The organism is Nocardia puris (genome assembly GCF_036051655.1).
Classification (GTDB): Bacteria; Actinomycetota; Actinomycetes; order Mycobacteriales; family Mycobacteriaceae; genus Nocardia; species Nocardia puris.
In genome coordinates this window covers 6,485,725-6,507,398 of record NZ_CP107943.1, presented here as the reverse complement: position 1 = coordinate 6,507,398, position 21,674 = coordinate 6,485,725, and the positions used below count along the sequence as shown (strand labels likewise).

Annotated in this window: 25 protein-coding genes and 1 pseudogene; 19 read left to right on the top strand and 7 right to left on the bottom strand. The window is 70.8% G+C overall.

Features of this window, described 5'->3' with window-relative positions; genetic code table 11:
* Window positions 1–139 precede the first annotated feature (139 nt).
* Window positions 140–928 carry an ABC transporter permease gene (locus OHB21_RS30205; RefSeq protein WP_067514327.1) on the top strand — a complete coding sequence of 263 codons (789 nt, stop codon included), beginning with the start codon at window positions 140–142 and terminating at the stop codon, window positions 926–928.
* 130 nt (window positions 929–1,058) lie between these two features.
* Window positions 1,059–1,703: a DUF6328 family protein gene (locus OHB21_RS30200; RefSeq protein WP_228788453.1), complete on the top strand. Its 645-nt coding sequence runs from the start codon at window positions 1,059–1,061 to the stop codon at window positions 1,701–1,703.
* 95 nt (window positions 1,704–1,798) lie between these two features.
* Here the strand turns inward: OHB21_RS30200 and OHB21_RS30195 are convergent, their stop codons facing one another.
* Together OHB21_RS30195 and OHB21_RS30190 are read right to left on the bottom strand one after the other, a co-directional pair.
* Window positions 1,799–2,134: an RNA polymerase-binding protein RbpA gene (locus OHB21_RS30195; RefSeq protein WP_030202367.1), complete on the bottom strand. Its 336-nt coding sequence runs from the start codon at window positions 2,132–2,134 to the stop codon at window positions 1,799–1,801.
* A gap of 163 nt (window positions 2,135–2,297) precedes the next feature.
* Window positions 2,298–2,612 carry a MerR family transcriptional regulator gene (locus OHB21_RS30190; protein ID WP_067514315.1) on the bottom strand — a complete coding sequence of 105 codons (315 nt, stop codon included), beginning with the start codon at window positions 2,610–2,612 and terminating at the stop codon, window positions 2,298–2,300.
* Between the two features lie 147 nt (window positions 2,613–2,759).
* On the opposite strand from OHB21_RS30190, the gene OHB21_RS30185 reads away from it, so the two are divergent.
* From OHB21_RS30185 to OHB21_RS30165, 5 genes and pseudogenes are all read left to right on the top strand, one after another.
* Window positions 2,760–3,041 (top strand): hypothetical protein, encoded by a 282-nt coding sequence (locus OHB21_RS30185; protein WP_067514316.1) that lies wholly within the window; start codon window positions 2,760–2,762, stop codon window positions 3,039–3,041.
* A 251-nt stretch (window positions 3,042–3,292) separates the two neighbouring features.
* Entirely contained in the window at window positions 3,293–3,505 is a 213-nt protein-coding gene (locus OHB21_RS30180) for a hypothetical protein (protein WP_067514317.1), read from the top strand.
* Between the two features lie 43 nt (window positions 3,506–3,548).
* Window positions 3,549–3,734, top strand: a pseudogene (locus OHB21_RS30175) (cold-shock protein); the annotation flags it as partial.
* Between the two features lie 175 nt (window positions 3,735–3,909).
* Window positions 3,910–4,806 (top strand): dihydrodipicolinate synthase family protein, encoded by an 897-nt coding sequence (locus OHB21_RS30170; RefSeq protein WP_067514319.1) that lies wholly within the window; start codon window positions 3,910–3,912, stop codon window positions 4,804–4,806.
* Window positions 4,807–4,935: 129 nt separating this feature from the next.
* Window positions 4,936–5,274 (top strand): hypothetical protein, encoded by a 339-nt coding sequence (locus OHB21_RS30165; RefSeq protein ID WP_084538219.1) that lies wholly within the window; start codon window positions 4,936–4,938, stop codon window positions 5,272–5,274.
* Window position 5,275: 1 nt separating this feature from the next.
* Here the strand turns inward: OHB21_RS30165 and OHB21_RS30160 are convergent, their stop codons facing one another.
* The 3 genes from OHB21_RS30160 to OHB21_RS30150 all read right to left on the bottom strand — a co-directional run bounded on the left by OHB21_RS30160 (window position 5,276) and on the right by OHB21_RS30150 (window position 7,869).
* Window positions 5,276–5,764 (bottom strand): hypothetical protein, encoded by a 489-nt coding sequence (locus tag OHB21_RS30160; RefSeq protein ID WP_195124319.1) that lies wholly within the window; start codon window positions 5,762–5,764, stop codon window positions 5,276–5,278.
* Between the two features lie 195 nt (window positions 5,765–5,959).
* The gene (locus tag OHB21_RS30155) at window positions 5,960–6,988 is read right to left on the bottom strand and encodes a hypothetical protein (RefSeq protein WP_195124318.1); all 1,029 of its coding nucleotides are present in this window, start codon (window positions 6,986–6,988) and stop codon (window positions 5,960–5,962) included.
* A gap of 197 nt (window positions 6,989–7,185) precedes the next feature.
* Window positions 7,186–7,869 (bottom strand): M23 family metallopeptidase, encoded by a 684-nt coding sequence (locus OHB21_RS30150; protein ID WP_084538220.1) that lies wholly within the window; start codon window positions 7,867–7,869, stop codon window positions 7,186–7,188.
* A gap of 184 nt (window positions 7,870–8,053) precedes the next feature.
* Between OHB21_RS30150 and OHB21_RS30145 the strand changes: the two genes are divergently transcribed.
* Entirely contained in the window at window positions 8,054–8,413 is a 360-nt protein-coding gene (locus OHB21_RS30145; RefSeq protein ID WP_195124317.1) for an ArsR/SmtB family transcription factor, read from the top strand.
* On the opposite strand, the gene OHB21_RS30140 is transcribed toward OHB21_RS30145, so the two are convergent.
* Window positions 8,395–9,375, bottom strand: a complete 981-nt coding sequence (locus OHB21_RS30140; RefSeq protein ID WP_067514323.1) for a glycosyltransferase family 9 protein — start codon at window positions 9,373–9,375, stop codon at window positions 8,395–8,397. The genes OHB21_RS30145 and OHB21_RS30140 overlap by 19 nt on opposite strands.
* A gap of 197 nt (window positions 9,376–9,572) precedes the next feature.
* Between OHB21_RS30140 and OHB21_RS30135 the strand changes: the two genes are divergently transcribed.
* The 7 genes from OHB21_RS30135 (at window position 9,573) to OHB21_RS30105 (ending at window position 16,778) form a co-directional block, all read left to right on the top strand.
* Window positions 9,573–9,986: a VOC family protein gene (locus tag OHB21_RS30135; protein ID WP_067514324.1), complete on the top strand. Its 414-nt coding sequence runs from the start codon at window positions 9,573–9,575 to the stop codon at window positions 9,984–9,986.
* Between the two features lie 102 nt (window positions 9,987–10,088).
* Complete coding sequence (locus tag OHB21_RS30130; protein ID WP_067514325.1) at window positions 10,089–10,670, top strand: HdeD family acid-resistance protein; 582 nt, start codon at window positions 10,089–10,091, stop codon at window positions 10,668–10,670.
* A 165-nt stretch (window positions 10,671–10,835) separates the two neighbouring features.
* Entirely contained in the window at window positions 10,836–12,269 is a 1,434-nt protein-coding gene (locus OHB21_RS30125; protein ID WP_195124316.1) for an MFS transporter, read from the top strand.
* A gap of 77 nt (window positions 12,270–12,346) precedes the next feature.
* Window positions 12,347–14,572, top strand: coding sequence for a glycoside hydrolase family 3 C-terminal domain-containing protein (locus tag OHB21_RS30120; RefSeq protein ID WP_195124315.1), 2,226 nt, complete (start codon window positions 12,347–12,349; stop codon window positions 14,570–14,572).
* 60 nt (window positions 14,573–14,632) lie between these two features.
* Window positions 14,633–15,103, top strand: a complete 471-nt coding sequence (locus OHB21_RS30115; protein ID WP_195124314.1) for an SRPBCC family protein — start codon at window positions 14,633–14,635, stop codon at window positions 15,101–15,103.
* 429 nt (window positions 15,104–15,532) lie between these two features.
* Window positions 15,533–16,006, top strand: coding sequence for a hypothetical protein (locus OHB21_RS30110; protein ID WP_147265764.1), 474 nt, complete (start codon window positions 15,533–15,535; stop codon window positions 16,004–16,006).
* Window positions 16,007–16,061: 55 nt separating this feature from the next.
* Window positions 16,062–16,778, top strand: a complete 717-nt coding sequence (locus OHB21_RS30105) for a TetR/AcrR family transcriptional regulator (RefSeq protein ID WP_324191932.1) — start codon at window positions 16,062–16,064, stop codon at window positions 16,776–16,778.
* Here OHB21_RS30105 and OHB21_RS30100 read toward each other — a convergent pair.
* On the bottom strand, window positions 16,754–17,119 hold the full coding sequence (locus OHB21_RS30100; RefSeq protein WP_195124312.1) for a DUF4873 domain-containing protein: 366 nt from the start codon (window positions 17,117–17,119) through the stop codon (window positions 16,754–16,756). The two genes, OHB21_RS30105 and OHB21_RS30100, sit on opposite strands and share 25 nt — an antisense overlap.
* Before the next feature lie 143 nt (window positions 17,120–17,262).
* Between OHB21_RS30100 and OHB21_RS30095 the strand changes: the two genes are divergently transcribed.
* Genes OHB21_RS30095 through OHB21_RS30080 form a run of 4 tightly spaced genes read left to right on the top strand, consistent with a single transcriptional unit; the run spans window position 17,263 to window position 21,670 of the window.
* On the top strand, window positions 17,263–18,228 hold the full coding sequence (locus OHB21_RS30095) for a diiron oxygenase (RefSeq protein WP_195124311.1): 966 nt from the start codon (window positions 17,263–17,265) through the stop codon (window positions 18,226–18,228).
* Window positions 18,229–18,258: 30 nt separating this feature from the next.
* Window positions 18,259–19,260 carry an AurF N-oxygenase family protein gene (locus OHB21_RS30090; RefSeq protein ID WP_067514556.1) on the top strand — a complete coding sequence of 334 codons (1,002 nt, stop codon included), beginning with the start codon at window positions 18,259–18,261 and terminating at the stop codon, window positions 19,258–19,260.
* On the top strand, window positions 19,257–20,825 hold the full coding sequence (locus OHB21_RS30085; protein ID WP_328436201.1) for a flavin-containing monooxygenase: 1,569 nt from the start codon (window positions 19,257–19,259) through the stop codon (window positions 20,823–20,825). The genes OHB21_RS30090 and OHB21_RS30085 overlap by 4 nt, the downstream gene beginning before the upstream one ends.
* Complete coding sequence (locus OHB21_RS30080) at window positions 20,822–21,670, top strand: SDR family NAD(P)-dependent oxidoreductase (protein ID WP_195124310.1); 849 nt, start codon at window positions 20,822–20,824, stop codon at window positions 21,668–21,670. Before OHB21_RS30085 ends, OHB21_RS30080 begins: the two co-directional genes overlap by 4 nt.
* Window positions 21,671–21,674: the final 4 nt, after the last annotated feature.

The following is a 21,674-nucleotide window of genomic DNA, read 5'->3' as shown; positions in this document are numbered from 1 at the left end:
GCCAGCGACGCGAGACGACGACCGCGGGCCGGGTGGTTCGGTGACCAGCGCAGCCACCGTGGAGCGCGACGACGCCGCGGGCGAGAACACCCCGCCGCCGGCGAAACCCCGTCCCGCCCAGGACTTCACGTCCCCCAAACTGCGGGTCTTCCGGGACAGCGCGATCGTGGCGCACCGGAACCTGCTGACCATCCTGCGGGTGCCGACGCTGCTGGTGACTGCCACCATCCAGCCCCTGATGTTCGTGTTCCTGTTCGCCTACATCTTCGGCCCCACCGTGGGCGGCGGCCAGTACCGGGAATTCCTGCTGGCGGGCATCTTCGCGCAGACCGTGGCGTTCAACGCGGCCTTCACCACGGTGGGCCTGGCGGGCGACCTGCACCGGGGCATGATCGACCGGATGCGCACGCTGCCGATGTCGCGGCTGGCGGTGCTGATGGGGCGCACGCTGTCGGACCTGGTGGTGAACATCGTCGCGGTCGCGGTGATGGTGGGCTGCGGTTACCTCGTCGGCTGGCGGATCAACGGCGGCATCTGGGACGCGGCGCTGGCGTTCGGCATCATCCTGCTGTTCGCGTTCGCCATGTCGTGGGTGGGCGCGGTGACCGGCCTGATGTCGCCGTCGGTGGAGGTGGCGCAGAGCGCGGGCCTGATCTGGCTGTTCCCACTGAGCTTCATCTCCTCGGCTTTCATCTCCGCCCAGACCCTGCCGCAGCCGCTGCGGACCATCGCGGAGTGGAACCCGATCACCGCCGTCGCGGCGTCGGGGCGCAAGCTGTTCGAGAACGGCGCGCCGCCCTCGTTCGGCGTGCCGACGGGCTGGCCCGCCGAGCACTGCGTGGAGTACGCGATCCTGTGCTCGGTGGCGATCCTGGCGGTCGCGATCCCGATCGCGCTGTGGCAGTACCGCAAGGTCGCCAGCCACTGAGCCCCTTCGCAAGAGGCCGGTTCCGATTCGGGACCGGCCTCTTTTCGTCGGCCCGGCCGATTCGGGGCGGCGAAGGCGGGTAGGGCGTAGTCAGGCCGGGGCGCCGAATGATTTGCCAGAGGAACCACCCATGTCCACACCGCACGCACCTCTCAGCGGTGAGGGGCCGCGCGAGAAACGCCGCGAGTCCGCGCCCGCCGCGCACGACGCGTGGAACCTGCGGGCCCGCGCGGAGACGCCGACGCAGCGATTGGACCGCAACTGGGCGCACCTGCTGCAAGAACTGCGCGTGCTGCAAACCGGCGTGCAGGTGCTCACCGGATTCCTGATGATCCTGCCCTTCCAGCCCGCGTTCGGTGCGCTCTCGGACGGGATGCGCGCCGTCTACCTGATGACGGCCGCGGCCGCGGTGTGCGGCGCGATCGTGCTGATGGCGCCGGTGGCCTGGCATCGGCTGCTGTTCCGCCGCAGGCGCCTGCAGACGCTCGTGTGGGCCGCGCACCGGTACGCGATGGTGGGGCTGGTGCTGCTCGGGGTCGCGATCGGCGGGGTGTGCACCTTGATGGTGGATCTGGTGGTGGGACCGGTGGCGGCCGCCTTCGCCGGAGCGTCGACGGTGGTGCTGTTCCTGGTGGTGTGGCTGGCCGCGCCGATGCGCAGGCGGTGGACGGCGGGCGAGCCGGACCACGGTCTGCCGGTGCGGCGGCGGGATCGCCGGGTGGTGCGCGGGACGGGACCACCCAACCGGCGGGGAGTGCCTGGGCTGATGCGGTAGTGCGTTATCGCACGCGGTGCCGGGGTGCCTCGAGTGCCGGGTGAACAGCACGAAGGCCGGCTCCCGTGTCGGGAACCGGCCTTCGTCTGTCGTGCTCAGCCGCGGCGGCGGGTCTTCAGCAGCTCGAGGCGCTCCTTGAGGAGTTCCTCCAGCTCTTCCTTGCTGCGGCGTTCCAGCAGCATGTCCCAGTGGGTGCGCGGCGGCTTGACCTTCTTGGTCTCCTGGGTGGTGCCCTCCATGAGGGTGCCCTCCTGGCCGTTGCGGCACAGCCAGGTCGGGGGGATCTCCGCGTCGTCGGCGAACGGCACGTCGAACTCTTCACCGTTGTCGGTGCGGTAGCGGGCGATCCGACGCGGAGCCAGGTCGTGGTCGCGATCGGTCTCGTAGCTCACCGCTCCGAGCCGACTGCCCCGGAGTACGCGATCTGCCATGGTGTGCCTCTCCCTGTGTGCTCGAGTCTTGCGCTGCCACCGACATCCGCGAGTTGCGGACCTCTGGTGCAACGAACGGGCCTGCGTCAATAGTTCCCGACACGGCGGCGGTGAACCGTTCCATTGTAGTGGGTGCGCGTTCACCTCCCCGCCACGCGCCGGGTCAGGCGGTGCCGTGGTCGTCGCGGAGGCGGTGCAGATCGGCGTGCAGTTCGGCGTTGGCGTCCTCCAGATCGAGGATGCGGCCGATGCCCGCGAGGTTGACACCCTGGGCGACGAGGTCGGTGATCCGGCGCAGGCGGGCGAGGTCGTCGCCGCTGTAGCGGCGGGTGCCGCCGTCGCTGCGCGCGGGGGTGATGAGTCCGTGGCGTTCGTACAGGCGCAGGGTCTGTACGCCGATACCGGCGAGGTCGGCGGCCACCGAGATGGCGTAGACGGCGCGGCCGGGGTCGGGTACGGGGTGGTCGTCCTGTGGCATCGTGCTCCCGCGTTCATCGGCATCAGATTTTCTGAGGGTATCCACTTGCGATCACTTCAATCCGGTGCTATAAGAAATATGTGTCAGGTGACACAGATTATCTGACACGAACCGCAGGGAACCGAACCGGACATTCGGAGTGACGCCATGCGTGACATCGAGATCCCGGTACCGCTGGACGAGCTGGACGCGCGCCTGCTGGCGCTCGACCCGGACCTGGCGCCGCTGGTCGCGGAGATCGAGGAGATCTTCGCCGAACTGCCCGCGAGCCGACGGGTCCCGGTGCGACCGCGACTGCGCACCCGCCCGGCCCGGCCGGCGGCGGTCACGCCGCGGTTTCCCGAACCGCCCCGCCTGACGGGGCTGCCGCGACGACGCGTCCGGGCGACGCAGCGCGGCCCTCCGCGGCGTGCGCGCAGCAGGACATGAGGACATGAGCCAGGAGGTGATAGCCGAATCGGAGTCCACGACCAGGTTCGCGTCGCGGGATGCCGACCGCGCCCAGCACCCGGCGCCGTCGAGCACAGCGACCAGATCTCCGCGCACCGCCACGTCCGTGGCACGACCGGGCGCGGCGGCATCCCCGGCGGCGGACCACTATTCGCAATGTCACGTCTTCCTTCGCGGGGCGGGCCCGGCAGCGGTGCCCGTCCCGTCCCGATGGGCAAGGAGGTTCGCCGATGACCACGATCCCCACCCGCGACGACGCGGACCACGCCGACCAGCAGACGGTCGTCCACGCCGCCGATCGCGACATCGGCTGGGACGACGGCGCGTTGCCTCCGCTGACCGAACGCGTCCGGGCGGGCTTCGACGCCGCCGACCTCACCGACCGACTCGACCAGGCTCTGATCACACCGCTCCCCGATGACGACTATCCACTCGCCTACTGACACCGCCCCCGTTCCCGACGCCGCGCCGGCCCACTGGCATCACGGCACCGTCGCGTGGTTCAACGCGGAGAAGGGTTTCGGGTTCCTCACACCGGACGACGGCACCGCCGCGGTGTTCGTCGACTTCACGAGTATCGACGTGGTCGGCTACCGGACGCTGAGCGCCGGTCAACCCGTCATCTACACGATGCGGGAGACCCGGCGCGGGCCCGAGGCCGCGTGCGTGCGCCCCTACTCCCGCGCGCAGACCGGATCGTCGGCGCGAATTCCCTTGGCGCGCCTCGGTTCCTGCCTGCCCCGGTGGGGTGCACGGGACCGCGCCGTGTGAGTGGTCTTCCCCCGGTGCGGCTGCCGCACCGGGGGAAGGGGACCGGTCGCGGGCCGGTTCGTGGGAATGTGGTGGGGTGGATGTGGAGATCGTTTCGCCGGTGGTGGCGTCGGTAACGCCGTTCGGGGAGTCCGGGCGGGTGGATCACGGTGCGCTGGCGGACTTCCTGGCATTGTCCGCGTCGGCGGGAGTCCGTTCGATGCTGGTCGGCGGGACGACGGGGGAGTTCCCGAGTCTGACCGTGGGGGAGCGGCGGACGCTGCTGGAGCGCAGCCGCGCATCGTGGGCAGGGACGGTGATCGCGCACGTCGGAGCGACGGCGGTCGAGGATGTGGTCGCCCTCGCGGACCACGCGCGGGAGTACGCGGACGCGGTCGCGGTGGTCGCGCCGTACTACTTCGCCGACGCGACGGGTGTCGAGGCGTTCTTCCGGCAAGTGCTGCAACGGGTTTCGATGCCGGTGTGGTTGTACAACTTTCCCCGGCACACGGGGAACGTGATCAGCGGGGCCGTGCTCGAGCGGCTGGCGGCGGAGTTCCCGCAGCTGGTCGGGGTGAAGGAGTCCGGCAAGGATCGCGACGTGACCGCGGCGATGACCGCGTTGCGCCCCCGGCTGTCGGTGTATCTCGGCGACGACGGCGCGGGTGCCCGCGTGCGCGCCTTGGGCGTCGACGGTGTGGTGAGCGGCGCGGGCGGGCCGGTGGCGGAACTGCCCGTCGCGATCGCCCGCGCGGTGGCCCGCGATGACCTGCCGCGCGCCGACGCGGCGCAAGCGATCTTCGACCGCTACAGCGCGTTCCGGCGCGAGATCCCGCTCAGCGACATCGCTTTCGCCAAAGCCGCCGTCGCCACCCGCCTCCCGGGATTCCCGGTCGCGGTGCGCGCCCCGCTGACCGCGGCCGACGCGCAACAGCGCCGCTCGATCGACACCTTCCTGCGCGAGCGGATCCTCGACGAGCTGCCCACGCTCTGAGCTCGACAGTGGCCCACGGATTGCCACGCTGCGCGACGCCGGGGCCGCGTGGGTGACGTGTCAACGTGCGGCGTTGGTGGGAGGGGTGGGGAGGGGCGCGCTATCGTGTCCGGCGTGCCTCATGCGTCCATGCCGGGTCGTACCGTCGTCGATCGTCATCTGTCGTGCCTGTGGTGCGGGCGGGAGATCGTGGAGTCGGAGGGCGGGCGGCGCAGGCGGTACTGCAGGCAGTCGTGCCGGCAGCGGGCCTACGAACACCGGAACAGCTTGAAGGGCACCGGGATTCCGGAGGATTCGGTGGTGCTCAGCGCGCAGGAGGCGGCCGATCTGGCAGACCGGTGGTTCGCGGCGCGCTGCGCGGCCGAGGACGTCGCCACCGCCATCCAGGAGGGCGCCGACCGCGACGAACTGGCCGCGCTCAGCGCGACCCTGGTGGACCTCGCCCGCGACGCCGAACGCCTGCGGTGACTCAGCCGACGCGCCGGTAGGTGAGCGGGAAGTCCTCGGTCCACTGCTCGCCGTTCGCCGAGATCTCGTAGGCCCCGCTCACGCGGTCGCCGCCGTCGGAGATCGCGCCGACCCACCGCTGGGAGAAACCCGGCTCGAACCGCCAGATGATCCACGTCGCCGAGTCCAGCTTCATCCGATACGTGCGGGTGACACCGCGCGAGTCGTAGGTGTGCATGACGAAGACGTCGTCGCCCTGGTACCCGATGACGTTCAGGGCGTCCGGCATGTCCGGATGGTCGCTGACGGACCGTTCGGTCAGGAAGTGCCTGCCCGGCACCCACTCGAAGGTGGACCTGCCCGGCACCGTCAGCTCCGGCGCGCCCGGCCCAAGGAACCCGGCTCGGAAGTGGGCCGACGTCTCCCAGGTCCCGACCAGGAAGTCGAGCCGGTCCAGGGCGGGGTCACGTCCGGCGGGGATGTCGGCGGGTTCGATCGACTCGGTGGACATGAGCGCCTCCTGTGCTGTGCGCGTACCGGAACAAACGCCGGCGGCGCGGCCTGAACATCGGGGTGCGTGGTCCGAGGATGCGTCGCGGTCGGGCTCGGTTCCCGCTGTTCGAGGCGTTGCGCCCGGGTGAGGTTGCTCTGTTTCATGCTACGCAGCGAACCTGGTCAACACGCCGGAACGAGCGGGCCGGGCCTCTCACGCGGTGGAACTGCGGACGGTGGGCCGCGGCCTGGCGTCGAGTTCCGCGCGGGCGCGGGTGTAAACGGTCGCGGTCGTGAGGGCGACGAATCCGAGGACGGCCGCGGCGGCCGCCAGGGTGGCGGCGTCGGGATGGATCAGGGGCTGCGCGCGCATCGCCTGGGTGAACACGATGACCAGCGCGCCGCCGTAGCCGAGGGCCAGCACACCGACGAGCACGGCGCGGGTGCGTTCGTCGCGCAGCCAGACGTGCCGGTGCGCCAGCCAGGCCAGCACCACCGCGGCGAGCAGCAGGACCTGGATGCCGTGCAGGCCGACGAAGTGCGGGACGCGCAGATCGCCACCGACCGTGCTCCACTGCGTGATCGGCATCCCCGGCCCGGCGTCGCGCACCAGTTCCCCGGGAGCTCCGTCCGGCAGAACGGTATGGCCGGCGACCAACTCGACTATGTCGCCGTTGGCGTCGCGCACGAGCTGCTTCCCCGTGAACCCCATGAGATAGCCGAGCGCCATACCCACCACGGCCAGCACAAGGCCCGCTTGTATGGCCCGTGTGGTCGGCCGGTCCGCCAGGCGCTGCCATATCAGCATGACCATGATGAGCACATTCGCGAAGAACAGTCCGGGCACGCCGGACGCGAACACCGTCTGGCCGATCGAGTTGACCGGGTCCTCGGCGGTATTGAAGTGGCTGAACGTGCCGCGCGCGGCTTGCAGGACGATGAATCCCACGTCGATCACGCCGGTCACCGCGAACACCGTCCCCAACCACCACGTGAAGCGGGATCCTTTGTGCGGCAAGGAGAGCAGCCACGCCAAGGTGAGACCGTAGAGGGCGAACGCGAACCCGAATTTGAACGTCTTCAACCACACCGACTCGCCCAGCAGCTGCCGGTCGTCGGCGAGCATGCCGATCACCGAGGCGAGGGTGAGCGTCGCCATCGCGGCGGACATGTACAGCAGCGGCCGGTGCAGACCCGTCGTGGCGCGGATCGTGGCGGGTGCGGCGATCTCGGTGGTGACCATGCGATGACGGTAGGAATCGGCGGCGCGCGCCCACGTCCCGCGACGGGACGATTCGCGGCTCATACCGTGGTACCGGATCGCGCCCCAGCTCACTCCCCGGTACGCGAAACACCCGTGCCCGCGAACGAAAGTCGTTCGCGGGCACGGGTGCCGGAGGAGTTTCGCGAGCCCCTCATCTCACTCGCGAACCCGATACATCAGGCCGGGTGGCGGAACACGTCCACACCGCGCGCGGCCAGCCACGGGATCGGGTCGATCGGACCCACACCGGGCATGTGCACCTCGTAGTGCAGGTGCGGACCGGTGGAGTAGCCGCGGCTGCCGACGGTGGCGATCACGTCACCGGCGCGGACGTGCTGGCCGACCGACACCAGGATGTCCTGCATGTGGCCGTAGACGCCGACGCTGCCGTCGTCCTGCTGGATGCGGACCCACAGGCCGAAGCCGGAGGCGGGACCGGCCTCGAGGACGACGCCGTCGGTGACGGAGACGATCGGCGCGCCCATCGGGTCACCGAAGTCCAGACCGGCGTGCATCGCGCCCCAGCGCATACCGTAGTGCGAGGTCAGCATTCCCGCGACCGGACGGACGGTCTTGGGGCGCGCGGCCTCCTGGGCCAGGCGGTGCTGTTCCCACAGGACGGGCTCGGGCACGATCTGCGGCATCTGCGCTTCGCGGGGTGTGAAGGCGGTGAACTCCACAGCGTGCGACTCGATGGAGTCGGCAGCCGCGGGAGCGGCGTCGTCGGGGCCCACGGCGGCGAACAGGCCGAGCGAGGCGCCGACGGCGGCGGAGACGGCCACGGCGCGGGTGGCGACGCGGCGTCGGCGAGAGCGGGTCACGCCGGGCCGCCGGTAAAGTAACGGATCGGTCACGGGCATGGAAACGAACGTACGGGAGTCCTCACGGCGTTCCGTAATCTTGTGGTTACCCTCACAGGGGTACAAAAGCCCAGGTGGCGTGTCACGACTAGGTAACGACGCGGCGTGTCTCCGTTTGTGACCTCGCGATTTGGGGTAATCGCGCAAGTTGACCGGAAGTGTGCCAGTTGATCACACTATGTGAGTGGCGACTAACGGAGTTCGGGCGCTCGAAGCGCTGGCCGACCCCACCCGGCGCGCCCTGTTCGAGGCCTTGCCGCAGGGTCCGCGCTCGGTGGGCGAACTGGCGGCCCAGGTCGGGGTGAGCAGTTCGGCGGCCTCCCAGCATCTGAAGATCCTGAAGGCGGCGCGCCTGGTGGCGGTGCGGCCGGAGGGCACCCGGCGGCTCTACACGCTGGACCCGCGCGGGCTCGGCGACGCCCGCGACTACCTGGAACAGTTCTGGCCCAGCGCGCTGGCCGCCTACGCGGCCGCGCTGAGCGAGGCCAGGACCGAGAGCGAGACCAGGCCGGGCGGCGAACCCGCTCAGCCCACCCGGCGGTAGGTGGGCCTGCGCCCGGCCGTCCCCGGCCAGGTGCGCTGATTGAGCTGCTTCTCCAGCGCCGCGATCACGTCGGGCACGTCGATGCTGAGCAGACCGGGGTCGGGGGTGTCGGCGTGCGGATCGCCGACCTGTCCCGCCCACAGCACCGCGTGCCTGCCCAGCAGATGCGGCGGCGGCCCGCCCCAGCGCGGCGGCGTGGGCCCGAACAGCAGCACGGTGCGGGTGCCGAACGCGGTGGCCAGCCGGGCGACGCCGGTGTCGCCGCTGATGAGCAGCGCCGCCTCGGCGACGGTGGCGGCGATGTCGATGAGGTTCTGTTGGCCGGCCAGCACCCGGTGCGTGGACAGTCCGGCCCGCGCGGCGACCGACAGCGCGAGATCGCGCTCGGAGTCGTCACCGGTGAGCACCACCTCGCGGCCCAGCACCAGCAGATGCCGCACCACCGCGGCGAACCGCTCGGGCGGCCAGCGGCGGGCGGGCGCGCCCGCGCCCACGTGCACCACCACGCAGTCGCGGTGGCTGGTGGTCGAGACCGGCGGCACCAAGCCCAGATTGCGCCGGTCGGCGACGATCCCGTCGGATTCGAGCAGATGACACCACCGCTCCACCGGATGCATGTCCTCCACCCACTCCGGGCCGCCGTATTCGGGGAACGCCGGATTGCGGTAGGTGAGCACGCGGCCGGGGGCGATCTTGGTCAGCTCCACGATGCTCTCGGTGTTGGCGCCGTGCAGGTTGACCGCGAGTTCGGGCGGCGGTCCGTCCCAGCGCAAGGTCCCCAGATCGGGGGTCGGCAGCAGGGTGTCCACCGACGCGATGAGATCGACGATCGGCTTCAGACGGTGGGGTGCGGCCAGGACGATGTGATCGCTCGGCCGGGCCCGCCGCAGCGCGCGAAGCGCCGGGACCGCGGTGAGCACATCACCGAGTCCGCGTGCCTGGAGCACGAGTACAACCGCCACCTTTTCTCCCTAGCAACCCGAAGCCCACGAATCATGTTCTCCGCCTCGCGACCACGCGCGGCGAGAGGCACTGACCGATGACTTCCCCGGGGGGTTGAGCGGTAAACGTCCGCGGCCCGGGACGTAATCGACGCCACCCTCCGCGCGGGCGCAGTAGGCTCGCCGGTGGCGGAAAACTACAGGTGAGGAGCTATGCCATGGTCTCCACGCTCAACCCGTACCTGGGCTTCGGCGACAACGCGCGCCCGGCGCTCGAGTTCTACCGCGACGTCTTCGGCGGCACCCTGCGGATCAGCACCTTCGGCGAGTTCGGTGACAAGGACGCGCCCGGCGCGGATCTGGTCATGCACGGCCAGCTGGAGACGCCCAGCGGGTACACGCTGATGGCCTCGGACACCCCGCCCGGCATGGAGTACGAACCGGGCAGCGCCATCTCCATCAGCCTCAGCGGCGACGCGGCCGAGGAACTGCGCGGCTATTGGGGCAAACTGATCGAAGGCGGCGTCGTGACCGTGCCGCTGGAGAAGCAGATGTGGGGCGACGAATTCGGCATGTGCCGCGACCGTTTCGGCATCTCGTGGATGGTGAACATCAGCCCGGTGGGGACCTAGGTCCCCGGCCCGGTGAGGACTTAGGTCACCAGTGCGTATCGGGCGGCGCGTTGCTGCCGCGATAACCCCGAAATCCACTGGTCGCGGGCCTAACATCTGATCATGACGACAAACAGTGTGCTGGAGGGTCCCCTGGAGGCGCTCGCCAAGAGCGCCTGGACAACCGTCCTCGTCACCGGGGCGCTCTCGGTGATCCTCGGTGTGATGATTCTGGTGTGGCCGGGAAAGACGCTGTTGGTCGCGGGCGTCCTGTTCGGCATCTACCTGGTGATCTCCGGGGTATTGCAGCTCGTGGCCGCCTTCGGCGCGACCGCGAGCGCGGGAATGCGCGTGCTGTACTTCATCAGCGGCGTGCTCTCGATCATCATCGGTATCTTCTGCTTCCGCGACGAACTGGCCTCGATCCTGCTGCTCGGCATCTTCATCGGCATCGGCTGGCTCTTCCGCGGCGTCGCCGTGGTGGTGGCGGCCCTGTCCGACCCGGAGATGCCGGGGCGGGGCTGGCAGCTGTTCTTCGGCGTCATCACCGCCATCGCGGGCGTGGTGCTGATCGTGTGGCCGGTCACCTCGGTCGCGACCCTGACGCTGGTCGCGGGCATCTGGTTGATCGTGCTCGGCATCATGGAGATCATCACCGCCTTCGGGGTCCGCAAGGATGCCAAGGCGCTCGCCGAGAGCCTCTGATCGCGCGCTGACGGCGGCCGGTTCGTACGCGGACCGGCCGCCGTCTCCTGCGCCGACTCCGGTGGATCGCGCGGGATTTCGGCTCACCGCGATTTCGGTGGATCATCCTGAACGGAAGCGTTTCCGGGACCGGAAGCGATGTCGGGCGCCCGGTACGGTCCGGACGTGCGACCAGCCCCTGATCACCGTGCCGCCCTGTGGTGCTGCCTCGGCGCGGGTTTCGCCACGCTGCTCGACAGCGCGGTGGTGGCGTTCACCGCGCCGGCCGTGCAGGCGAACCTCGGCCTGTCGAACGCGGGCGTGCAGTGGTTCCTGGCGGCGTTCTCGCTGACCTTCGGGCTCGGACTCGCCCCGGCCGGCCGCCTCGGCGACGCCTACGGACGGCGGAAGCTGTATATCGCGGGGCTCGCGCTGTTCCTGGTCGGGGCGGTCGTCTCGGCGTGCGCGCCGGGCGCGTGGCCGTTGATCGGCGGACGGCTGATCCAGGGTTTCGGCGCGGGCGTGATCAGCGCGCAGGTGCTCGGCGTGATCCAGGACGTCTTCACCGGCCCGGACCGGCTGCGCGCGCTGGCGCGCTACACCGCCGCCGGCGCGCTGGCCGCCATCGCGGGACCGGTCGCGGCCGGGGTGGCGCTGTGGGTGCTGCCGCAGGAGTACGCGTGGCGGGCCGTGTTGCTGGCGCCGGTGCCGTTCACGATCGCGACGATCGTGCTCGGCGTGCGCGGACTGCCCCGGGACGTGCGGGTGCGGCGCGCCACGGATCTGGACCTGCCCGGGATCGCGGCGCTCGGCGCGCTGGTGGTGCTGGTGACGATTCCGGTCATCGATCCGGGGCTGCCGGGGCGCGCGGTGGTGGCCGTCGTCGTGTTCTGCGGCGTCCTCGTCGCGGGGCTGGTGCTGTGGGAGCGCGGCTACGCGCGGCGGGGGCGGCTGCCGCTGTTCGCGCCCGCGCTGATGCGGTCCAGGGGCTACGTCACCGGAAATGTGGTGGCGCTGTTGTGGTTCGGGTCGGGGTTGGCGTTCGGCACCGTCAAGACGGTGTTCTTCCTCCAGGCACTCGGGATTCCGGCGCTGGCCGTGGCGGCCGCGATGATCCCGTCGGCGGTGGCGCGCCTGGTGGCCGCGCGCTGGGGCCAGCGCTTGTTCGCGCGACACGGCGCGCCCGTGGTGACCCACGGGTTGGTGGTGGCGGCGCTGTGCGTGGGCGCCAGTGTGCTGGTGTCGTTCTGGTGGGACGGGATGGCGTTGTTCGCGGCGCTGTCGGTGATCCAGGTGGCGGCGGGCCTGTCCAGCGGGGTCGTGGAGCCGCCGCTGCGCGTGGTGACGCTCGGGTTCTCGCCGCCGTCGCTGCACGGCGTGGCGGCCTCGTTCCTGCAACTCACGCAACGGCTTTCGGCGACCTTCTGCATCGCCGCCGCCACTGGATTGCTGCTGGCGTTCGGCACTGCGGCGTCGGTGGTGTCGCTGCGGTGGTCGATGGTGTTGTGCCTGGTGGCCGCGGTGCTGGCGGCGGTCGCGTCCCTGGTGCCGGAATTCCGCGCGGGCGATGCGGGCCCGGTGGCCGCGCCCCGGCGCGAGCCGGCCGTGGAAGTGAACTGAACCGGGGAGATCACGCTCGGGCCGTGCGGGCGCGGCCATACTGGATCGCGGAACAGCCGCCGATCCGAGGAGCCTCGATGACGAGCAAGTCCGATCTTTCCGACCTGACCGTGGAAGACCGTGCCGCGCTCGGCAGCGGAGCGGATTTCTGGACGACGAAGGCGATCGGCCCCGTCGGCTCGGTGACCATGACCGACGGCCCGCACGGCGTGCGCAGGCAGGCCGGCGCGACCGACCACCTCGGACTGGCGCAGAGCCTGCCCGCCACCTGCTTCCCGCCCGCCGTGGGGCTCGGGCAGAGCTGGGACCGCGACCTGGTGGCCAGGGTGGGCGCGGCGCTGGGGCGGGAGGCGCGCGGCCTCGGGGTCGATGTGCTGCTCGGGCCGGGCATCAATATCAAGCGGGACCCGCGCGGCGGCCGCAACTTCGAGTACTACTCGGAGGACCCGCACCTGACCGGCGCGCTCGGCGCGGCCTGGGTGACGGGGGTGCAGGGCGCCGGCGTCGGAGCGTCGCTGAAGCACTTCGCCGCCAATAACGCCGAATACGACCGGATGCGCATGAGTTCGGACGTCGACCCGCGCCCGCTGCGCGAGATCTACCTGCGCGCGTTCGCCCACATCGTGCGCACCGCGCGCCCGTGGACGGTGATGTGCTCCTACAACCGGATCAATGGTGTGCACGCCGCGCAGAACCGCTGGCTGCTCACCGACGTGCTGCGCGGCGAGTGGGGATTCGACGGTGTAGTGGTGTCGGACTGGGGCGCGGTCGCCGACCGGCCCGCCTCCGTGGCCGCCGGCCTCGATCTCGAAATGCCCGGCGGCAACGGCGCTTCCGACGCGCAGGTGGTGGCGGCGGTGGCGGCGGGCACGCTCGACGTGTCGGCGGTGGACCGCGCGGCGGAGAACGTCGCGCGGCTGGCGGCGCGGGCCGAGGCGGGCCGCGCGCTCGCCGAGGACGGTGACACCGTCGACGCGCACCACCGACTGGCGCGCGAGGTGGCGGGGCGCTGCGTGGTGCTGTTGCAGAACGAGAACGGTGTGCTGCCACTCGCGCCGGGCCGGTCGCTGGCGGTGATCGGGGAGTTCGCGGCCGAGCCGCGCTATCAGGGCGGCGGCAGCTCCCATGTCAACCCGACCCGCCTCGACATCCCCCTCGACGAGATCCGCGCGCTCGCCGGGACGACGCCCGTGACCTACAGCCGCGGATTCACCACCGACGGAACGGATTCCGGCGCGCTGCGCGCCGAAGCCGTGGCGGCGGCGCGCGCGGCCGACGTGGCCGTGCTGTTCCTGGGCGTGGCCGCCGCGCAGGAGTCCGAGGGCTTCGACCGCGACGACATCGAGCTGCCCGCCGGCCAACTCGACCTGCTCACCGAGGTGGCGCAGGTGCGGCCCGAGACGGTGGTGGTGCTCGCGCATGGCGGTGTGGTGCGGCTGGCGCCGGTGGCCCGCGCGGCGGCCGCGATCCTGGACGGCGGTCTGGTCGGTCAGGCGGGCGGTGGCGCGCTGGCGGATGTGCTGTTCGGCGTGGTGAATCCCTCGGCCCGGCTGGCGGAGACGGTGCCGATGGCGCTGGCGGATGTGCCCGCGTACCAGAACTTTCCGGGCGAGCACTCGCACGTGCGCTACGGCGAGGGACTGTTCGTCGGATACCGCTGGTACGACCACCGCGCCATGACGGTGTGCTTCCCGTTCGGGCACGGGCTGTCCTACACCACGTTCGCCTACGACGGCCTCGCGCTCGACGCGGGCGAGTACGGCATCCGCGTCCGCGTCACCGTCACCAATACCGGCGACCGCGCGGGACGCGAAGTGGTGCAGGTGTATTCGGGGCTGCCCGGCTCGGCGGTGGTGCGGCCGGTGCGCGAGCTCACCGGTTTCGCGGTCACGGCCGAGCTGGAACCCGGTGCGAGCGAGGATGTTTCGATCCTGCTCGCCCGGGACGATCTGGCGTACTGGGACACTCGCGTCGACCGGTGGGTGCTCGAACCCGGCACGTACCGGGTGTGGGTGGGCGCGTCCAGCCGCGATCTGCGGGTGTCGGGCGAGGTCGACGTCGCGGGTGACCAAGTGCGGGTCCCGATCACACTGGAGTCCACGCTCGGCGAGGCGCTGGCCGAGCCGGCGACCGCCGCCGCGCTGGCCGAGGTGTTCGGCGGGATGGCCGGGGGCTTCGGCGGCGGCTCCGCGCTCGGCGTGGACATGATGCGGATGATCGCCTCCATTCCGCTGAACCGGCTCGCCGGGTTCGGGGTCGACGCCGACCGCCTCGCCGCGGCGCTGGACGCCGACGCGCCGTGATTCGGCGTGCGCTGAGCCGAACCATTGTGCGCGCGCGGCGGTGCTGGTTCGATCCCGAACGTGACCGATCAGACCGATGTGCCCCGTATCGTCAGCGCCAGCCGTGACATCGCCGCGAGCGCGGCCGACCTCTTCGAACTCATCGCCGACCCGTCCCAGCAGCCGCGCTGGGACGGCAACGACAACCTGGCCGAATCCGCGCCCGGTCAGCGGGTGCGCGCGGTGGGCGAGATCTTCCGCACCACGCTCACCGTCGGCGCGGTCCGCGAGAACCACATCGTCGAGTTCACCGAGGGCCGCCGCATCGCGTGGCGGCCCGCGGAGCCGGGCAAGCAGCCGCCCGGCCACCTGTGGCGGTGGGAGCTGGAACCGGTGGGCGACACGCTGACCCGGGTCACCCACACCTACGACTGGACCGAGCTGCACGACGAGAAGCGCCAGGTGCGCGCCCGCGCCACCACCGCCGACAAGCTCACCGCGTCGCTGGACCGGCTCGCCGAACTCGCGGAGAAGGAAGCGGGCCCCGCCTGATCCGCGCCGCACCGAACCGCCGGGCAGCCACGGATGTTGTGTTGGCCGGCGGTTCCGTTTGCCGGGACTTCGTCACCCAGGACGGGCACGTTCGCCGAGTCGCACCTCCCGGGGTCGTCGGAGGCCGATGGCGACCGGCCGTCCGGCCCGGTCCGCGCTTCGGCACCAATTGTGGTGAAAGGTAGCCATTTTCGCGGATGGCCCGGCACCCGCGCCCTGATCGAACCCTTCACCGCCGCCGACCGCTACACCCGCGCGACCGCCCGCAAGGCGCTCCGGAAGTTCCCGCCCGAGCGGTGATCTCCTCGGCGTCCGGCGCGGTATGTAGCACGGCAAACGAAATGCGCGATGGTAGGGGAGAGCGCTTCGGTCGCGATCTCGGGTCGCCGCGCGAGTTCGTGCCCATCCGTTCGACGAAGGAGTTCCGCTGTGTCACCCGTGAAGGCAAGCCGAGCGTTCGCCGCGACCGCCGTGGCCGTGGCCGCCGTGATCGGCGCGAGCGCCCCCGCGTCGGCGTCGAACTACATCCCCGTCGAGCTGCCGCTCGCCACGACCGCCGCGCACGGTCTCGGCTGCGCGGGCGACGTGTGGGCCATCGGCAACGTGTACCCGGACGGCGACGTCGCGGGCACCGTCGACCTCCAGGTGCAGGGCTGGCTGAAGGTGCTCGGCGTCCCGGCCCCGTGGTGTTCGGTCACCGCCACCGTCCACTGGCACAACCACGACACCGGCGCCAGGGGTTCGGGCTCGGTGTTCCTCGGCGCGGGCAACGGCACCCCGTTCTTCTGGATCCGCCCGCAGCTCGGCAATGTCCGCCTCGTGACCGGCGCGGGCAATGTCACGTTCACGCTGACCACCGACCTCCCGCACGCGCCGAGCACCACCACGTTCCGCGTGTACTGAGCCCGTCGCGAACCCCGTGGTCACGCGGGTGCCGTGAACTACGATGGGCCACGTGGTGCGCAAGGCGGCGGCGGACCGGCGGCACCTGCCGGTCCTCAAGGGCGATGCTCGCGCCGATCGGTGGCGGGAGCATCGCGCCGCCGTCCGCGTGGAGCTGATCGAGGCGACCCTGCGCGCCATCGACGAGTACGGCCCGGACCTCTCCATCGAGGAGATCATCAAGACCGCGGGCATTCCCCGGCCCAAGCTGTACCGGTTCTTCGGTGACAAGGACGAACTGTTCGCCGCCGTGACCGAGCGGGTCCAGGAACTCGTCGTGCAGCGGCTCACGCCGCATTTCGCGCTCACGGGCACCGTGCTCGGCGCCGTCACCGCCGGATTGCACGCCTACGTGGATCTGGTGGACGAACGGCCCAACCTGTTCCGCTTCATCGTCGGCTCCCAGGTGGCGGCGGGCCGCTCGCCCATGGTGCTGCTCGAGTCCGGCCGCCCGCTGTCCGACGCCATGGCCGCGCTCGTCGGCGCGGTGCTGGGCGGGCGCGGTGGCGATGTGCGCGATATCGAGTACTTCGTCGACGCGGTACTGGGCGCGGTCGGACTCGCGGTGCTGCGCTGGCTGAACTCGCCGACCATCGAAAAGGACGAACTGGTCGGGCAATTGGTGACCTTCGTGTGGGGTGCGCTGTCGGCCACCGCCGCGTCGCGCGGCGTCGCGCTCGCTCCGGACGACGTGCTGACGCTACCGTCTCAGTCGGTTCCGCCGGAGGCCTGACCGCCGCCCTCGACCTCGCTCAGTTCGGTCGGGACGTGGAACGGCGGCGTGCTCTTCCCGGCGATCCGGTAGCGCCCCCACGGGTCGGGATCGCCGATGACCGCATCGCGCGCGCTGTGCGCGGTGCGGACGGTCACGGGTGTGCGCGGCTCGTCACCGAGGAATTCGGTGAGCGCGTCGTGCGGGCGGACCCGCCCGATCCACCGGTAGATCCCGTCGATCGGTTCCACGTACCCGCGGAATTCCACGCGGACGGCGAACTCGCGCCCGCCGATCACCAGGGTGGCCTCGCCGAGGTAGTCGGCGTCGTCGTGCGGGCTGTGGGGAACGGCGCTGGTCATGGTGTCCGCCTTCCTCGTTCGGAAATCGACGCCCCGATCGCGTTGACACGCCTTCGTGTCTGGGACACACTCGAATATACATCGAACAACCAGTACTAGGTACCGGTTGTCTCTGACCTCGCTTCGGCGATCGGAGGAATGCCATGGGGACAACGAAGTCCTACGGCGACCACGAGTTCCGGCCCGCGACCACCGCGTCGGGCGGCCCCGTCCGCCATCGGCGCGGGATCGCCGATGGCGCCACCGCGACGCGGCTGCTGTTCGCGGCCTCGGAACAGGCCTACGATCCGGATGTCGACATCGACTGGGACGCACCGGTGGTGCCGGACGCGGAATGGCTTCCCGCGCAGTGGATTTCGCTGCACGGAACCTGGCTGTGGCGGTGGCTCGGCGAGGAGCAGCGGGCCGAACTCGCCAAGCGGGAACTGGTCGCGCTGCTCACGGCGGGCATCCACGCGCAGTCCGTCGTCGGGATGCTCGACTTCCGCGATCTCATCGAGGGCGACAGCCCGGTCGACGACCGCAGCCGGTTCCTGCTTTCGGCGATCAACGACGAGGCACGCCGCACCACCATGCTCAGCAGGCTCGTCGCGAAATCCGGTGTCGCGCCGTATCCGCTCTCGCCGCCGCTGCGGGTGCTGGCCAAATTCGTCCTGCTCACTCCGACCGGGCCGGCCGGTCTCGCGTTCCGGCTGCTGCTGGAGGAGATGGTCGCGGCCGTCCTGCGCGACGTGGCCGGCCATCCCGGCGCGCCGCCGCACCTGCGGCAGGTGTCGATACTGACCGCGCCCGGGGCGGCCCGCCACGTGGAACTGACGCGCGAGGAACTGGTGGCCGCGGTGCGTTCGCGCGGACCGGCCGCCAACGCGCTGCACCGGTGGCTCGCGGCGGCGATCACCGCGTCGCTGTACGCGGCGGCGATCGAACCCCGTGCGTATCGCGACGCCGGGGTGTCGCCGGGGATCGCGGTGGTGGCCGCGCTCACCGGCCCGGCGTATCGGCGCAACGCGCGCCGCGCCACCGCCTCGTTCCGCGAATTCGCCACGGCGCAAGGCATTCTGCGCGGCCCGGTGGCGGCGACCATTCTGCGCCTCGGCGGCCTGCGGTAGCCCGGCGCACCCGAAGGAAGAAGGACCGGCATGACCCTCGACGCGAGCACCCCTCCGATCGTCACCACCGCGGGCGCCTCGACCGCCCGCCGCCGCACCGTCGGCGATCGGCAGAAGACCGCGCAGCGCCTGCTGCGCTCCACCGCCGAACGCGCCTACGACGGCGAACTCGACATCGACTGGTCGGCCCCGCCCGACCCGCACCGCAAGTGGATGCCCGAGCACCGCCAATCGCTGTACGGGACGGCGCTGTGGGACCGGCTCACCCAGGAGCAGCGCGACGAACTGGGCAAACACGAGGCCGTGAGCGTGCTCAGCTTCGGCATCTACGCCGAGGCCGGGCTGAGCCTGGTGCTGTGGCGCTCGGTGCTGGAGTCGGGCGACCCGTCCGACGACCACACCCGCTACGCGCTCGCCGAGATCGGCGAGGAGACAAGGCATTCCACCATGTTCAGCCGTCTGGTGAACCTCACCGGCGTGCGGCCGTACGTGCAGCCCCGGTGGACGCGCACCGCGCTGCGCCTGGCCGGGCTGATCCCGATCGGCCCGTCCTCCTACGCGGGCACCCTGCTGATCGAGGAACTCCTGGACCGGCTGCAACGTGAGGCGATGAACGATCCCGAACTGCAACCGCATCTGCGCCAGCTCATGAAGATCCACGTACTCGAGGAGGCCAGGCACATCACCTACGCGCGCGAGGAGATGGTGCGCGCCATCGAGGCCCGCGGGAAGCTCTCGAATGCCTTGCACCGCATGGTGTTCGGCGTGATGATCACCGGCGTCTACCCGGTGCTGATCAACCCGAACGTCTACCGCAGCGTCGGCATCAGCCCGTGGCGCGGCTTTCTCGCCATGATGACCTCGCCGAACTACCGCGCCAACGCGACGTTCGCCGCCGAGCCGCTGCTGCGTTTCTGCCACGAGGCGGGGTTCCTGGACGGCGTGGTCACCCGGCGCCTGGCGCGGGCCTCGCGGGCGGTGCCCGACGACATCCTCGACGACCTGTTCGGCCGGAAGGCGGCACGCTCGTGAGCTCCGTGCGCACCGAAGTGGTGATCATCGGCAGCGGATTCTCCGGCCTGGGCATGGGAATCGCGTTGCGGGAGGCGGGCATCGAGGACTTCCTGCTCCTGGAGAAGGCCGGCGAGGTGGGCGGCACCTGGCGCGACAACACTTACCCGGGCGCGGCGTGCGACGTGCCGACCCACCTGTATTCGTACTCGTTCGCCCCGCGCACCACGTGGACGCAGCTGTTCTCGGCGCAGCCGGAGATCCAGGAATACCTGAAGTCGGTGGCCGACGAGTACGGCCTGCGCCCGCGAATCCGGTTCGGCCGGCATGTCGTTCGCGCGGAGTGGGACGAAGGGCGACACCGCTGGCACGTCGCGACCGCCGACGGACAGGAGTACGACGCGCGCTACCTCGTCTCGGCGATCGGCGCGCTGCACATCCCCAGCATCCCGGACATCGAAGGGCTGGCGCGGTTCCGGGGTCCGGCCTTCCATTCGGCGCGGTGGGACCACGACGTCGACCTGACCGACCAACGCGTCGCCGTCATCGGGACGGGCGCGAGCGCCGTCCAATTCGTGCCGGAGATCCTCGGCCGGGTCGCCGCATTGCACCTCTACCAGCGCACCGCGCCCTGGGTGCTGCCGCGCCGCAACCTCGACCTTCCGCCGCTGGTGCGGCGCGCGCTGCGCGTGGTGCCCGGCCTGCGTTTCGCCCTGCGCAACGGCATCTACTGGTCGGCCGAAGCCGGCGCGTACGCGATGACGCGCCGTCCCGGACTGCTGCGGGCGGTGGAATGGGCCGGGCGGCGCCACATCCGGCGGCAGGTCTCGAACCCGGCGCTGTGGGACGCGCTCACGCCCGACTACCGCGCGGGGTGCAAACGGCTGCTCGGGTCCGACACCTACTACCAGGCCGTCGACGACCCGAAAACCGAACTGGTCACCGCGCGTCTCGAGCGCATCACCGAGAGCGGGATCGTCACCGCCGACGGCATCGAGCGCGAGGTGGACGCGATCATCTTCGGCACCGGATTCCACGTGCTCGACTCGTTGACGAATCTGCGGGTGCGCGGCCGCGACGACGAGGACCTGGCCGACCGCTGGACGCGCGAAGGCGTGCAGGCGCACCGGGGCATCACCGTCGCGGGTGTGCCCAACGCGTTCTTCCTGCTCGGCCCGAACACCGGGCTCGGCCACAACTCGATCGTGTTCATGATCGAAGCGCAGATCCACTACACCATCCAGGCCATTCGCCTGGTCCGGGAACGCGGTGCCCTGGCGCTGGCTCCGCGTCGCGCGGCGCAGGATCGCTACAACGCGGCCCTGCAACGCGACCTGGCGGGCTCGGTGTGGAACACCGGCGGCTGCCGCAGTTGGTATCTGGACGAGCACGGTGAGAACCGCACCCTGTGGCCGGGATTCACCTGGCAGTACTGGCTGCGCACGCGGCGCGTGGACCCCGCCGAGTACGAATTCACCGGCGCGCCCGCGCTTCCCGCCGTCCGTAGAACGGTCGCGCGGGAAAACGTTCCGGCGCAGGTCTTTCCGGCCACCACCGTCCCGAACGCCGAAAGGGTGACCCGATGAGGAACTTCAGGAACAAGGTCGCCGTGCTCACCGGCGCGGGGTCGGGCATCGGCCGGGGCCTGGCGCTCGAACTGGCCGAGCGCGGGGCGAAGCTGGCGCTGTCGGACGTCGACCCCGTGACCGTGGCCGAGACCGCCGCCCGGTGCGAAAAGCTCGGCGCCACCGCGATTCCCTTCGAACTCGACGTCGCCGACCGCGCCGCCGTGTACGCGCACGCCGACGACGTGCGCGCGGAGTTCGGGCGGGTGGACCTCGTCGTCAATAACGCGGGCATCGCGCTCAACGCCGATGTGGTGGAGATGACCTGGGCCGATTTCGACCGGGTGATGAACGTCGATTTCTGGGGCGTCGCGCACGGTACGAAAGCATTTCTGCCGGACCTGATCGATTCCGGCGACGGGCACCTCGTGAATATTTCGTCGGTGTTCGGCCTGATGGGAATTCCATCCCAAAGTGCCTACAATGCGGCAAAATTCGCGGTGCGCGGATTCACCGAGGCGCTGCGGCAGGAAATGCTGATCGGGAAACATCCGGTGGGCGTCACGTGCGTGCACCCGGGCGGGGTGAAGACGAATATCGCGGTGAATGCCCGCGGTTTGCCGGACACGGTGGATATCGAGACTGTCCGCAAGGGATTCGATCTGATCGCGCTCACCAGCCCGCGCTCGGCGGCGCGCACCATCCTGAAGGGCGTCGAGAAGAACAAGGCGCGGGTGCTGATCGGGCCGGACGCCCGGGGATTCGACCTGATCCCGCGGGTGCTCGGCCCGCGGTACGAGGACGCGGGCGCACCGCTCTACCGGGTCGGGCGACGGGTCGCGGGACGCTTCGGCGTGGAGCTCTGACGGG